Below are 14,094 nucleotides of genomic sequence, written 5' to 3' on the forward strand. Positions count from 1 at the left end.
TAACAATAACCATCAGAAATCATTCTTCCTGCACCTACAAGTAGATCACCATCCCAAGCAGTTACGATTTTATAGCTGTTTTTGAATGAATCTTTAATTATATCTATTTCACCAGCATTCGCAAGTCCTATTACACCATCTACCTGGCGATATAACTCCATCATTTGATCCCAGTTTACTTTATTATATCCTAACTTATATTCAATCATTGTTACCTCCTTATACTTTCTATATTCCTTCCGATTTCTTTCCAAACACAAATATCCCAGCTCCAATTATGGGCCAAATAAATGATAAAAAGACTTTCGGTAATACTTGGTCATAATAAAAATATCGATCTGGATTATCATTGTAGTAATAAATTGTTACGTAAGTCCTATCATTTCTTGATAAACACTCATTATCTTCATCTGTATATTCAATTCCATCTACCTCGTATGTAATTGTTTCTGAACACTCAAAATAATCTGAATCTCTACCAATCTTTTCGTAAAGGGTAAAGTTATAATCGGTAACATGTGCTACGGTCTCTGTCACCTCTTCATTTTTTATACTTTTGTTGTATGAGACATACTGCATGGCATCAATTATAGCGACTATCCCTAATAAAATCATTAATGTTAACCCTATAATAATTATTCCGTTTCTTAGTTTTGAATTTATGTACATATTGAATCCTCCTACATCCTCATCTCATTACATTATATCACTAGTTATACTTAATAGAAGTATGAGTTAAGATTTTTCTCCCTAATTGTTACTAAACCCTTTTAGTTAGACTATCCAGAGGTTTTAATTATAATGAATTCATTTAAGCACAAAGAATAGAAGTTTTATAGTGTATTCGTGGTATATTATTTCTATAACTTTAGAAGAATTAAAGAAAAATATACTTAGAAAGCATTACGAGGAGAATTTAATGAAAACAAACAAGTATTTAGTATTATTTGGTGCATTAACTGCACAACTTACAATCGCAGGATTGTATGCATGGAGTATTTTCAGTGCTGCTATTGTTCATGAGCACGGGTGGAGTGATAATCAAGTATTACTAACATATTCGATTGCACAATTTGTATTTGCATTTAGTACAATTTTCTCAGGAAAATTGATCGACAAAAGAGGACCAAAAATAACATTATTTATTGGTGCATTACTATACGGTGGAGGATTAATCCTATCATCATTTGTAACATCACCAGTTATGTTAATCATTACATACGGTGTAATAATGGGTGCTGGGGTAGGATTTGTTTATGTTTGTCCACTATCAACACTAATCAAATGGTTCCCTAAAAACAAAGGAACAATTACTGGTTTAGGTGTTGCTGTATTTGGTGGAGGAAGTATTGTCTTCAAAGAAGTAATACAAGCATTGTTAGATGCTGGTACTATATCTAGTGCATTTATGTATTTAGGGATTATATCTTTAGTAATTATCCTATTAGCGTCTTTATTGGTTTCATTGCCTGAAGGATATACTAAAAATGACATCGTTAAGACTGAATTAGACTTTACATCAAAAGAAATGATCAAGACATCAAAATTCAAAAAAATATGGATTATGTATTGGTTAGCTGTTATTCCTGGATTATTAACGTTAGGAGCAGCAAAAAATATCGGTCTAGACAATAAAATGACAGCTGCTGCTGCCGCTGGTTTAGTTACTGTTCTTGCATTATCAAATGCTGGTAGTCGATTAATGTCGGGATATTTATCAGATAAATTCGGTACACTTAGGATGCTGAAAGTTATTTTTGGAGTAACAATAACTTCGTTACTACTTATTAGTTTCTTCAGCACAGTAACTCCAATCTTCTATATGGCAATCATAGGGATTGCTGTAGGATATGGTGGTTTCTTATCACTATTCCCTACATTTACAAATCAACAATTTGGTTCATATCGCTATGGTTCAAACTATGGAATTGTGTACCAAGCATACGGATTAGCTGCGTTATCAGGAATATTCATTAAGTCTATTGCTGGTTCATACACAAATACATTTATCATCTCAGCAATCGCTGGAGTAATTGGTTTACTTATTGCGTTCACAATCAAAGAACGTAAAACTGCATAAATAAAAAAAAGGCTAACTCAGTTAGCCTTTTTCTTTATCTTTTTTTTGAATTATTTCTACTATCGTGTTTTGAAAAACCTTTTGGTACTACTTTACCATTTCTTGTACGTTTACGAGAATATGATTTATTACTTCTGTTTTTATTTGATGATCTGTTATTTGTTTGTTCCTTTGATTTCGATTGTTTTGGTAAATCTTTTAATTCTACTGAGTACACTGAATCTGTCATCAAAGGAATATTCATTTGGATATGTTTTTGAATATCTTTCAGTAAGTCATATTGATCTTGTGAGCAAAAAGATATTGCCACTCCACCAAGTCCTGCGCGTCCGGTTCTACCGATACGATGAATATAGGTTTCAGGTACTTCAGGTAAATCGTAATTGATGACATGAGATAACTCATCTACATCAATTCCTCTTGCTGCGATATCTGTTGCGATTAACACTCTTACTTTTTTAGTTTTAAAGGCTGTAAGAGCTTTTTGTCTTGCCGATTGTGATTTATTACCGTGTATAGCAACAGAACGAATATGAGCTTGTTCTAGTAGTTTTACGATGTTGTTTGCACCATGTTTGGTTCTTGAGAATACAAGTACTGATTTTAAATCTCTATTTTTAAGTAGTTCGATTAATAAATCGATCTTTCTTTTTTTACTAACTCCATAAACTGATTGTTTAATCTTATCAACCATTTCTTCTTCTGGAGTAATCATTACTCTTTCAGGGTTTTTAAGCATTTCATTCGATAAACTTACAATAGCGTGTGGCATTGTTGCTGAGAAGAACATTGTTTGTCTTTCTTTTTTAACCATTGCTACTATTTTCTTAACATCTCTAACAAATCCCATGTCTAACATTCTATCTGCTTCATCTAATACTAAGTATGTTACTTCTGATAGTGTAAGTTTTCGTTGTTGGATTAAATCTAGTAATCTACCAGGAGTAGCTACTAATATGTCAATACCACTGTTTAATGCTTTTACTTGTTTTGATTGTGGAACTCCACCATAGATTACAGTAGTTCTCATATTTAGGTTTTTACCATACTCTTTGAAATTATCATGTATTTGAAGTGCCAGTTCTCTTGTTGGTGCAAGTACTAAAGATTTGATAACTCTTTTTCCTTGTTTTTGGGTTTGGTTTTCTTTATGCAGGTTTTGTAGAATAGGAATCGCAAATGCTGCTGTTTTCCCGGTACCTGTTTGTGCACTACCAAGGATATCTCTTCCTTTTAATAATACCGGAATTGATTCTTCTTGGATTGGTGTTGGTATAAAGTATTCTTTTGCTTCTAATGCTTTTAATATTGGTTCGATAATATTTAGTTCTTTAAATGTCATAAATTTGATTGCTCCTTTTTTAACATACATACAATCAAATAAACTTAGCTTTGAAAATACGTGTCTTTTTATCCTAATCAATCATAACACAGTTTCGTCATATTCCATTACGATTTCACTTAGAACGTATAAAAACAATATGTAAACGTTATGATTGGAGTATTTGATACAAAAAAAGCCCGTTTGGGCTTTTTATTTAAACTATTAAAGATTTTCCATATATTTTTGTAGTTTTTCTTTATGTCTTCCATACACAATTATATGATGATTACCATATGGATTTGATAAGAAGTACTTTGTGTCTTCCATTTGAATCTTTACTTGAGTTCTACATAGATTGCATTCATCTAAATTCTCAATTATAGTCCCTTCAGAAACATAGTAGTCTTTTAAATTGTTACTAAGTTTAAACATAGTGATGTCTTGTTCTTCTAGTTTTCCTCTAAAAGCAACTCCGATTCCTGATTCGTAATGCGTCATAACTTCATAAGAATCTGTCATATCAAGTGGTAATGTACAATGCGCAAATATCATTTCATTTTTTTCTGAATCAATTCTTGATGGGTTTGCTTGAAATCCTGGTTTACCTGTTACTTCTTTTAGTATGTGCATTGACAGCATAGAAGGAATATCACCTTCACAAGTACCAATAGAGCCTTCTGAGTTTAATAAAGATAACCCTAAACAACCAGTTGTTTTCACTGTGCTTAGAAGATCAAAACATCGTAAAGTTAATCCTTGTAACTTGTATTTTTCTTTTAAGATTTCAAGAGCTTTACTTAATTTTTTAGCGTCATTTACTTCATTTAGATCGAAATCTAATAATAGATCGCTTTTATACTCACCAAGTGTGATGTTGTTGTATGTATCAATCAACTCTTGTAAATCTACATCAACCAAGTCGATATTATACATTGATTTCACTTTGTCGTAGTCAACATTTGATGCGATTAACCAATCACTTGGTTTCCCGACAACTCCTAGTTTGGTAGTTGGAATTACTTCACTATGTAAGATTTCGTTTATGCTATTAGTAATAAATGAAGGAGAACCATGTAAGATTCCTGATTCCTCGTTTTTAGCTTTTAAGTAAGATAGTATTTCCATAGATGCAGCTAGTGAATTATTACTACCATATGTTAGTAAATAAAATGGTGGTTTCAAGTCTTTCTCTATTTCTAAGAACCGACCTTCACTTCCTCCGCTTTGGACTAATATTAATGATAACGGTGTATCATATAAGTTCTCAATGTTTGATACATTGAATGTGAATTCACTTTGAGATTCTATCTTTGATAATAATGCTTTTGTTTCTTCGTTGATTGTATCCCCATCATGTAGCGATGAAACAATCGGTAATATATTGATTTTCATGTAATCACTCCCATAGATATTATATCATTTCATTGGTTAAACAAAAAGACCTATCACTAGGTCTTTTTTTGTTTACTCTATAGTTTCCACTTCAACTTCTATTTTCTTTTTCTTTGGTTTTTGAATGAATATATTGTAGTCGTCTTCATGAATTTCAATACTAAACTCAACGGCTATTTCATTTAGTTGATTCAGCATTCCAGTTTTTTCACTTTGGATTACCTTAATATCTCCATTAAACTTATGTTCTGCGTCTTTAAGTGCTTTAGCATATGACGCTTTGATTTTTTTGTGCTCTTTTACAATTTTATTTACATCTTTATTTAGTTGATCATTAATTTTCTTGAACAGTTTCTCAAAATCTCTTTTTTCAGATTCTAGTTTCTTGTTGATCATTTTAGTATAATTGTCTAATTTATTCTCTAAATCTTGAACATCTTTATTGTATACCGCTTCATTTTCTTTAAGCCAATTACTTTTTGCACGAACTCTAATTTCAAAACGTTCAAGGTTTCTCTGATCTCTTCTCTCTTTTTGTGTATTAGCTTTCGCTGTATTTGACAGTGAAAGATCAACCAAAAGTTTTAGAGAATCATCGTTTTGATTTGTTGCTAATTCGTTAATTTCCTTTGCAAAGTCTAGACTAGTATTATTTATTGATTGAATAGAATCTAGCAATGTTTTAGCGTTTTTCTTTTCATTATCGGCACTTGTTTTAATCATTTCAATTTCTTTGTTATATAACTCTGACTGCGCGTCGAATAATATACGTGCTTCACTAATGATTTTTTCAGCTCTGTTATTGGCAAAATCAATTTTGCTGTTATATGCCAATAATATGTTATCTAGGTCATTTTTAAGATCATTTGTATCCGTTTCATATCTCTTATCAACGTCTTCAATCAATAACTTGATTTCTTTGATTTTTTCGTTATCAAAACTAGGATCTAGTACGACTAGTTTTACGTTTAATCCTTTTATAGTTGAATTATACGATTTTGTGAGCTCGTTTGAATCTGTTTTATACTTTGCCTCAATCAATTTAATTTGTTCTGTAGGCATAATAAGTTCAGTCTTTAAATTACTGCTTACTTTGCTGGAAATGAACTCAAAACTAGTTTTCAGTTCATTGATTGATAGTTTTATACGTTCTATCAATTGTTTTGATCTGTTATCTATTTCTTCTAGTGAAAGTTTATAGTTTAAATTTTCTTTTGCTGAAACTGTTGAGTATAATGCTTTCTCATAAATATGAAGATTCTTATGTTCTTTGTTTGATAATGCAAAATTGTTTTTTACATTCTCTGCTCTATTTTTTTGAATACTTGTTTCTAGAGTAACTCGTTCTTTTTCTAACTGAAATAATCTATCTCTTTTGATTGATTGAATATCTTCATAGAAACGAAGCTCCTCTTTCTCTATATTCATTTTGTGTTCTAAGTTGGTTTTACGTTCATCTGTTTTAAGTTTTTCATTTACTATATTGTATTCTAAATTGGCAATTCTTTTATCAAAATCTAACTTAGATTTTAATTCACTTATTAAAGCGTATTGCCTTACATCTGTCAATTTTGAACTATGTACTAAGTCTTCTTTTTGAACTCTTTGTTCAAGTTTAAGGACTCTAGATTCATATTCAGTTATCAAGGTTTCTAATGCAGCATGATTTTTCTTAAGTAATCCAATAATCGGCTTAACCTGGTCATTATCATATGGATCAATGTGTAATGATTGATTTAGTTTTGAATTCACATTTTTGATTCTTTGCTGAGAATCTTTTTCTGTTTTTTTCACCAAAGCTTCAACAACATAAGCTTCTGCTTTTATTGCTGATTTTTCAATCTCTTTAAGACTCTTCTTTTCATCTTTACTGAAATTACTTTCTAGCACAGAAACAGTTTTTTCTAGACTGCTTTTTTCTTTTTCTAGACTAGATTCAATTGATAGCAAGTTTTTACTCTTACTTGTATCTATAAGAGCTGTTTTTGTGTCATGAGACTCTATACTTTTCTCTAATTTAACATCAAATGCTTCACTTGATTTTAAAACAACACTTTCATGTTTTTCATTACGTAATGTAAGACGTTCTTCAATCTTTTCTCTAAAATCAATGTTCTTTGCGATTTTAGATTGAAGAATTTTTTCACTCTCTAATTCTGCATTTATAAACTCACTTCTTGACTCTTCTATATGAGTTTTAAATGTCTCTACGTAATCACTAAATCTATCCTTATTATTTTCCATAAACTCCACCTCTACTTTTACACATGTAACTATTTTAACATATTGAGTCTAAAAAGGCACTATTCAGTTTAATAATGGCTGAACTATGTTCAAAACTTATAATATAACAGTACTTGGTTTGTGCTATGTTACTATTAAATAACATGTGTTATATTATGATTGAAAAGGAGTCGATATTATGTCATATTTATTATTTTTTGCTATTTCTGGAATTGCATATTTAGTAATTCTATCAGTACTTTTTAGTTTAAGTTTTATTATTCTAAGTAGATTTATAAAAAGATTAAATCTACTAATGGTTTTATCATTTATTACACCCACATTGTTAATGCTTTACGTAGGTACGCTTCTACAAAATGCTATTCTTCATGAAGATAGCATTAGGATGTTGTATCCTTCAATTGTTTTATACATAATAATTTTCAGTTTTATATTGAACAAGACACTGTTTAAAACATTGCCAGGACCAATCATTGAACAGGTTAAACCAAAGGATACTTATTACTGGAATTTGGAAACTGGTTCTAAGATTGCATATTGGTTTTATGAAGGAAAAGGTACAAAAAAAGAGGATCCTATCATTTACGTCCATGGTGGACCAGGAGCTCATGTAAGAAATATTGATCGTGAATATTTTGAATCATTTACTAATCAGGGCTATGACGTATATCTTTACGACCAACCAGGTGGTGGATTTTCAGATTATCTTGGAATACAGGAATACTCTATGGATCGTTTTATCAAAGATTTGGAATATATTAGAGTATCTATCAAGGCATCTAAAATGATTCTTGTAGGACAATCATTTGGAGCAAGAATATGCTCATATTATGCAGCAAATTATGAAGAGAATGTATCATCAATCATATATGCTGGGCCAGCTGGTTTAAAATCAAGCACCCTTAAACAAGATATAAAGAACACGAAAGATTTTGAAAAATCAGAGATAGAATTTGCTAGTAGTAAAGAGGATATCTTTAAACCCTCTTTCACAGAGATGATTCGATTCGCTTTCTCGGTACTTATGTGTAAGTTAGGTGGAGAAGTCATTGTAGATCAAATAATTACTCAAAAGGAAATCACTGAATATGCTACTAGAATGATACCTGAAGCTATAGGTAGGGCATATCATAAGAAATATAAACATTTAGTACCCACTATTACAAGTGGGGGTATAAATGTGGTTGTGAATGTACTAATGCATAATAACTATGATAAAATAAGTGTAGATATGATTGATAAACTATCTACAAGTACCATTCCAGTGCTTGTCTTAAGAAGTGCGTATGATTATGTACCTTGGACAGATACAAAGTACTATAAAGAAGTATTCAAGAATCACTTCCTTGTCTATATTCCTGAATCAGGACATATCGCATGGTCTGTCAATAAAAAAGATACACATGATTCAATAACTAATTTCCTTAACGGGGATGTCAATAAACTTGAATGCTACAAAGATGATAAAAACCCTTTATATGAGAGGTAGGATATTCTATGAAGAAAAAGCATTATTCAAAAGATTTAATACTTGAAAAAGCTATTATACTAGCGCGCAACGTCGGATTTACAAGATTAACGATGAGAGAGTTGGCCAAAAGCATTGGATGTAGTGTGATGCCAATATACTCTACCTTCGATTCAAAAGAAATGTTGATTGAGGAGATTTACAACAAAGTAGTTCGTGAATTAATCTCAGTTGATGGATACTTTAATAGAAACAATGAAGTTCTTAGACATGGTATAAAAAGTCCAGAATTCTACAGAGATATGCGTGACTACAATCCATCTTCAGTAGATGTTGAACTATTATATTCTGATACAATTTCTTTGATGCAGGCTGAAGACAAACTAAAAAACTTTGATGAACAAACATGCAGTAGTATTCATTTTGATATATCGGTTTATATAACAGGTATTGTAGAAAGACAGCTTAACAAAAGACAACACTTTGATAATTATGAACATTTTTGTATAACAACACTTCACAAGTTTACTGAAACACTTATCCTTGGATATAGAGAAGCTGTAAAATTGTAAAAAGCATACATAGAAAAAAGGAACACTTTAATAGTGTTCCTTTTTAATTTTTTTATTCTACAATACAACCGACAATTACATCTTTTTTATTAGCTACAGCTATAATTCAGTAGCTGATGCTTGATTCTTTCCGTTTGCCTTACTTAGATACAATTGATTATCTGCGGTGTATATCAAAGTTTTTTTAGCTGTAATTTCTTTAGGAATTGTTGTAGCAATTCCGATTGATAAAGTTACATCTACATCAATATCAAGAGTATTACTAATTGTTCTTATGTTTTTACTCAAGGAATCAGCAAACTTTTTCGCTTCTTCTTTACTACAAATTGGCAAAATAGCTATAAACTCATCTCCACCATATCTAGCTACAAAGTCATGATCACTTCTTTTCTGATCGTTTAATAATTTAGCAACGGATTTGATTACTTCATCTCCTACTAAATGGCCAAACGTATCATTAAAGTATTTAAAATTATCTATATCTAATATTAGTACAGAAAGTTCACTTTTATGATGTATTGATTCAATCCATAGTTTATCATATACCTCATCAAATAATCGTCTATTTGGAATCCCAGTTAAACCATCATGTTCCGATTTTGATTTAAGTTGTTTATTCAGTTTAGCAACGCGAATTGATTGTTTCGCATTTTTAATTGCTATTGCTAGATAGGCTGATAATGTTTGAAGTAAATCTTTATGTGATTCAGTAAAAGCATTCTTCTCTTTTGCCTGAATACTGAACATTCCAATAACTTCTCCTTCAACCATCAATGGAGAATACATTGCGGAATACATTAATTCTCCTCTTGTAGAGGCTAATCCTTTTATGTACTTTTGATATTCTTCTTCAGCATCATTTATTTTAATAGTTTGGTTATGTAAAAACCCCCAAACTAACATACTTTTTTCATTATCCAATGATAGTGTGAAACTATCAAGTTGTTTTCCAGATTCAATATTAAAGTCAAACCTTAATACGTTCTCTTCTTTATCTAAAAGACCAACATAAAGACCATTGATGTTCATTAGTAAATTAACATTATCATATAGTTGTTCTAGAATATCATCTAATTTAAGCGTCGCAGTCATTGACTGTCCTATTTTACTTAGTACATTCAAACTCTTATAACTTTTCTGTAATTTATCTGATAACTCCTTATACTCTTTTGTTTCTTTTAAGGAAACAGATAAACTAGATTGAAACCCAATACTCTTGATACGTTCTAATCTTCTATTCTCTTCAGCGCTTTTACTAGCCTTATAAAATTCTTTATAATATCTAATAGTCTCACTATCTAAACTGTGAGACTCATAAAATAGAGCTAATTTTTCATACACACGTGGCATTAATTCATCCATACCAATTTCTAAGGTACTTTCATAGGCTTTATAATAGTAATCTTTAGCTTCTTCAAACTTATCAATAGAATCATACGAATTTCCTAATTCGATATAGATTTTATACAAAATAACCAAATCACTACTTATAATCGCTTCTTCAACTCCTTTTAGTAAATAATCTATAGCTTTATCGTATTCTTTCTTCTTTTGATATATCAATCCTAAAGAATGATATACATGACCTAGTAAAAAGGAAACATTCTCACCTTCTGCATATTCTTTTGCCAAAGTGATACTAGTTATTGCATCATCCATCTTACCTAAACTCAAATATACATTAGCCATATTTATATTGATAGCAGCAACAGGAAATGGATCCTCAAGTTTTAAAGAATTCTCCATACTTTTCCTAAAATAATCAATGGCTACACTATAATCAAGTAAGTCTTCATGTATTGTTCCTAAATTATTGAATATTCTAGTCACCATATCAGTATAACCATATTCTTCTGCTATGGCCAAAGCACTATTGTAGTGTGCTACTCCTTGATCCATTATTTCCATTGTTGAAAACACAAGACCAAGACCACCCAAAGCGTCTGCTTTTGTATACATATCTCCTACTTCAATACTGATTTCAACCGCTTCTCTTAGTAAATTAATGGCTTCATCAAAATCACTATTAATCCAATGACATCTTCCAATACGGATATAACATTTCGCAATTAGACCAGGAAAATTATTGGCTTTTGCTAATTCAAGAGCTTCTTTAGCAATAACTAGAGTTTCCTCAGTGTTTCGTTGTTCTGTCCTAGTCGCCTTAGCAATTAGCGACTCAATATAATCATAAGTTGATACGTTAGATTCTATAATTTTGCTCATATATATTTCTCCTGTTTCTAGTAAAGATGTCAATGTATCTTAATAGACTTTGTTTTATTATACCATATTCCTATTTTTTACTTAACTAATAAAAAAGAAGTCTATATTTATACAGACTTCTCTTTACTTTATTTTGAGTAACACTATTTACTTCTTCTATTTCTTTGACGATCCCCATTTCTAGAAAAACTTTTTGAATCAGATTTATTTTTTCCAGATTTATTCCTTGGACCATGATTATTTCTATTATTACTATTTGGTTTTTTGTCTGAGCTGTTCCTTTTCTTTCTTGGAGGTGCTACAACAATTTTTGATGGATCTAATGATAATTTATTATCTTTAGACATCGGTATTTTCATATTTAAATGTTTCTCAATCTGTTGGAACAAATTGAATTGATTTGGTGAACAAAATGCGATTGTTACTCCGCCATGTCCTGCTCTACCTGTTCTACCTATACGGTGAATATATGTTTCAGGTTGTTCAGGTAAATCATAATTGATTACATGAGATACCTCATGTACATCAATACCTCTAGCTGCTATATCTGTTGCGACTAATATTCTAGTTTCTTTCTTTTTAAATGCTTTTAATACTTTTTGTCTATCACCTTGTGCTTTGTCTCCATGAATTGCGGATGCTTTGATATCAGTTAAGTTTAAATCTTGAACAATATCATCTGCGCCACGTTTTGTTCTTGAGAAGATTAAGACTGATTTAAATTCCTCTTGTTTCAATAATTTAATCAATAGTTTGATTTTTGATTTATTAGAAACGTAATAAACTGTTTGCTTGATTAAATCAATTGTCGCTTCTACTGGAGACACTTCAATTCTCACAGGATCTCTTAAAATCTCGTTTGCGAAATTCATTATTGTTTTAGGCATTGTTGCTGAGAAGAACATTGTTTGCCTATCTTTTTTAACCATAGATACTATTTTTTTAACATCTATAATGAATCCCATATCCAACATTCTGTCTGCTTCATCTAAAACCAAATAATCTACATCTTTTAATGTTAGTTTTCTTTGTTTTATTAAATCAAGAAGTCTACCAGGAGTAGCTACTAAGATATCTACACCACGTTGTAAATCTCTAGTTTGTCTTGAATGTTTAATTCCACCGTAAACGACAGTCGCATTTACGTTAATGAATTTACTATATTCAATAAAGTTATCATATATTTGCAATGCCAATTCTCTTGTTGGTGCTAAGACTAGAGCTTTTATTTTCTTTTCAGTTGATTTTTGCTCTTGTTTTTCTAAGAATATCTTTTGTAATATCGGGATCGCAAACGCAGCTGTTTTACCCGTTCCTGTATGTGCACTCCCAAGAATATCCTTGTTACCTAATAATAACGGGATAGCCTCTTCTTGTATTGGTGTCACTTCACTATACTCTTTAATTTTAAGTGCCATTAATATTGGCTCTATTATTTTCAAATCTTTAAATTCCATAATATTCGTACTCCTTTATATAAAGATAGTTACATGAATAATATTCAACTACCTAATTGCATTTTTTGATTTGCCTTATAAAGCATAACACATGTGATGCTTTTATCATAATGCATTCTTATATTGATTCTTTTACATATGTTATTATAACCTTTTTTGATAAATATCTTTACTTATTATATAAAACGATATCCTTTTTGCTATTTAGAATAAAGGTTCATAATACATTTTAAGACATCTTATATTGCATAACTCCTTCCATTTCACTCTATCTTTGATATAGTATCAATGTAGAAGATATAAAGGTTGTTGATAATATGAATGAAATTTTACAGTATACTCTAGAAAACTTAGAGCTACGTTTTGTGGCAAAAGGATTCAAGAAATATAATGCCAAACAAGTATATGATTGGCTATATAAAAAGAAAGTGAATAGCTTTGAAGAGATGACTAACATCTCTAAAAATCTAAGAGCTTATTTAGAGACTTATTATACTTTAGGTAGACTTGAAGTAGACACAAGACAAATATCAAGTGATGGAACTGAGAAGTTCTTATTTAAGTTATCTGATGGAAACCTAATTGAAACAGTTCTAATGCGTCACAACTACGGAAACAGTGTATGTGTTACAACACAACTAGGTTGTAATATAGGTTGTAGTTTCTGTGCAAGTGGGTTACTAACAAAAAAGAGAGATTTAGAACCTGAAGAAATCGTTCTTCAGATTCTTGAAATAGAGAAACTAACAAAAGAACGCGTATCTCATATTGTTGTTATGGGGATTGGAGAACCATTTGATAATTACTTTAAAACAATGAGATTTATCGATATTGTGAATCATCCTGGTGGACTAGCAATAGGCGCTAGACACATCACAATATCAACAAGTGGTATCGTTCCACAAATAAGAGAGTTCGCAGAAAGAGACAAACAAGTAAACTTAGCAATAAGTTTACATGCTTCAAATAATAAAATACGTTCTCGTATAATGAAGATTAATAAAGCATATGATATTGAAGAAGTCATTGATGCTGCGAAGTATTATGTCAAACAAACAAATAGACGTATTACATTTGAATATATTCTTTTAGAAAATGTAAATGATGAAGTAGCACATGCGGACGAGTTAAGTAATTTACTAAGAGGAATCAATTGTCATGTGAACTTGATACGTTATAATACTGTTACAGAATTTTATTATAAAGGGTCTAAAGAAAGCCGTGCAACGGCATTCCATAATCAACTTATTAAAAGAGGAATCAATGCAACTCTTCGTAAAGAACAAGGTAGTGATATTGATGCTGCATGTGGACAACTAAGAAGTAAAAAA

The 14,094-nt window shown here is 30.7% G+C and carries 10 protein-coding genes and 1 pseudogene; 4 read left to right on the forward strand and 7 right to left on the reverse strand.

Features of this window, described 5'->3' with window-relative positions; genetic code table 11:
- A pseudogene (locus AC2LE6_RS06210) lies at window positions 1-209 on the reverse strand (GNAT family N-acetyltransferase); the annotation flags it as partial.
- Between the two features lie 19 nt (window positions 210-228).
- Complete coding sequence (locus AC2LE6_RS06215) at window positions 229-669, reverse strand: hypothetical protein (RefSeq protein ID WP_484478395.1); 441 nt, start codon at window positions 667-669, stop codon at window positions 229-231.
- 250 nt (window positions 670-919) lie between these two features.
- Here AC2LE6_RS06215 and AC2LE6_RS06220 point away from each other — a divergent pair, with 250 nt between their 5' ends.
- Window positions 920-2,080, forward strand: a complete 1,161-nt coding sequence (locus AC2LE6_RS06220) for an L-lactate MFS transporter (RefSeq protein ID WP_484478396.1) — start codon at window positions 920-922, stop codon at window positions 2,078-2,080.
- Between the two features lie 34 nt (window positions 2,081-2,114).
- Here the strand turns inward: AC2LE6_RS06220 and AC2LE6_RS06225 are convergent, their stop codons facing one another.
- From AC2LE6_RS06225 to AC2LE6_RS06235, 3 genes are all read right to left on the reverse strand, one after another.
- A complete protein-coding gene (locus AC2LE6_RS06225) occupies window positions 2,115-3,422 on the reverse strand; it encodes a DEAD/DEAH box helicase (RefSeq protein ID WP_484478397.1) in 1,308 nt (435 codons plus the stop codon).
- A gap of 204 nt (window positions 3,423-3,626) precedes the next feature.
- Window positions 3,627-4,796 (reverse strand): hypothetical protein, encoded by a 1,170-nt coding sequence (locus tag AC2LE6_RS06230; protein WP_484478398.1) that lies wholly within the window; start codon window positions 4,794-4,796, stop codon window positions 3,627-3,629.
- A 72-nt stretch (window positions 4,797-4,868) separates the two neighbouring features.
- Window positions 4,869-7,040 carry a hypothetical protein gene (locus tag AC2LE6_RS06235; protein WP_484478399.1) on the reverse strand — a complete coding sequence of 724 codons (2,172 nt, stop codon included), beginning with the start codon at window positions 7,038-7,040 and terminating at the stop codon, window positions 4,869-4,871.
- A gap of 178 nt (window positions 7,041-7,218) precedes the next feature.
- On the opposite strand from AC2LE6_RS06235, the gene AC2LE6_RS06240 reads away from it, so the two are divergent.
- On the forward strand, window positions 7,219-8,529 hold the full coding sequence (locus tag AC2LE6_RS06240; protein ID WP_484478400.1) for an alpha/beta fold hydrolase: 1,311 nt from the start codon (window positions 7,219-7,221) through the stop codon (window positions 8,527-8,529).
- 8 nt (window positions 8,530-8,537) lie between these two features.
- Window positions 8,538-9,080 carry a TetR/AcrR family transcriptional regulator gene (locus AC2LE6_RS06245; RefSeq protein WP_484478401.1) on the forward strand — a complete coding sequence of 181 codons (543 nt, stop codon included), beginning with the start codon at window positions 8,538-8,540 and terminating at the stop codon, window positions 9,078-9,080.
- Between the two features lie 99 nt (window positions 9,081-9,179).
- Here the strand turns inward: AC2LE6_RS06245 and AC2LE6_RS06250 are convergent, their stop codons facing one another.
- Together AC2LE6_RS06250 and AC2LE6_RS06255 are read right to left on the reverse strand one after the other, a co-directional pair.
- Window positions 9,180-11,306 carry a diguanylate cyclase domain-containing protein gene (locus AC2LE6_RS06250; RefSeq protein WP_484478402.1) on the reverse strand — a complete coding sequence of 709 codons (2,127 nt, stop codon included), beginning with the start codon at window positions 11,304-11,306 and terminating at the stop codon, window positions 9,180-9,182.
- A gap of 143 nt (window positions 11,307-11,449) precedes the next feature.
- Window positions 11,450-12,763 (reverse strand): DEAD/DEAH box helicase, encoded by a 1,314-nt coding sequence (locus AC2LE6_RS06255; protein ID WP_484478403.1) that lies wholly within the window; start codon window positions 12,761-12,763, stop codon window positions 11,450-11,452.
- Between the two features lie 317 nt (window positions 12,764-13,080).
- Here AC2LE6_RS06255 and rlmN point away from each other — a divergent pair.
- The coding region (gene rlmN / locus AC2LE6_RS06260; RefSeq protein ID WP_484478404.1) for a dual-specificity RNA methyltransferase RlmN at window positions 13,081-14,094 on the forward strand (1,014 nt) is incomplete at its 3' end.

Source organism: Candidatus Izemoplasma sp., assembly GCF_982632705.1.

Excerpts from the sequence above, each read along its gene's own strand:
- AC2LE6_RS06215 (WP_484478395.1), bottom strand. The coding sequence starts at position 669 with ATGTACATAAATTCAAAACTAAGAAACGGAATAATTATTATAGGGTTA.
- AC2LE6_RS06220 (WP_484478396.1), top strand. The coding sequence starts at position 920 with ATGAAAACAAACAAGTATTTAGTATTATTTGGTGCATTAACTGCACAA.
- AC2LE6_RS06225 (WP_484478397.1), bottom strand. The coding sequence starts at position 3,422 with ATGACATTTAAAGAACTAAATATTATCGAACCAATATTAAAAGCATTA.
- AC2LE6_RS06230 (WP_484478398.1), bottom strand. The coding sequence starts at position 4,796 with ATGAAAATCAATATATTACCGATTGTTTCATCGCTACATGATGGGGAT.
- AC2LE6_RS06235 (WP_484478399.1), bottom strand. The coding sequence starts at position 7,040 with ATGGAAAATAATAAGGATAGATTTAGTGATTACGTAGAGACATTTAAA.
- AC2LE6_RS06240 (WP_484478400.1), top strand. The coding sequence starts at position 7,219 with ATGTCATATTTATTATTTTTTGCTATTTCTGGAATTGCATATTTAGTA.
- AC2LE6_RS06245 (WP_484478401.1), top strand. The coding sequence starts at position 8,538 with ATGAAGAAAAAGCATTATTCAAAAGATTTAATACTTGAAAAAGCTATT.
- AC2LE6_RS06250 (WP_484478402.1), bottom strand. The coding sequence starts at position 11,306 with ATGAGCAAAATTATAGAATCTAACGTATCAACTTATGATTATATTGAG.
- AC2LE6_RS06255 (WP_484478403.1), bottom strand. The coding sequence starts at position 12,763 with ATGGAATTTAAAGATTTGAAAATAATAGAGCCAATATTAATGGCACTT.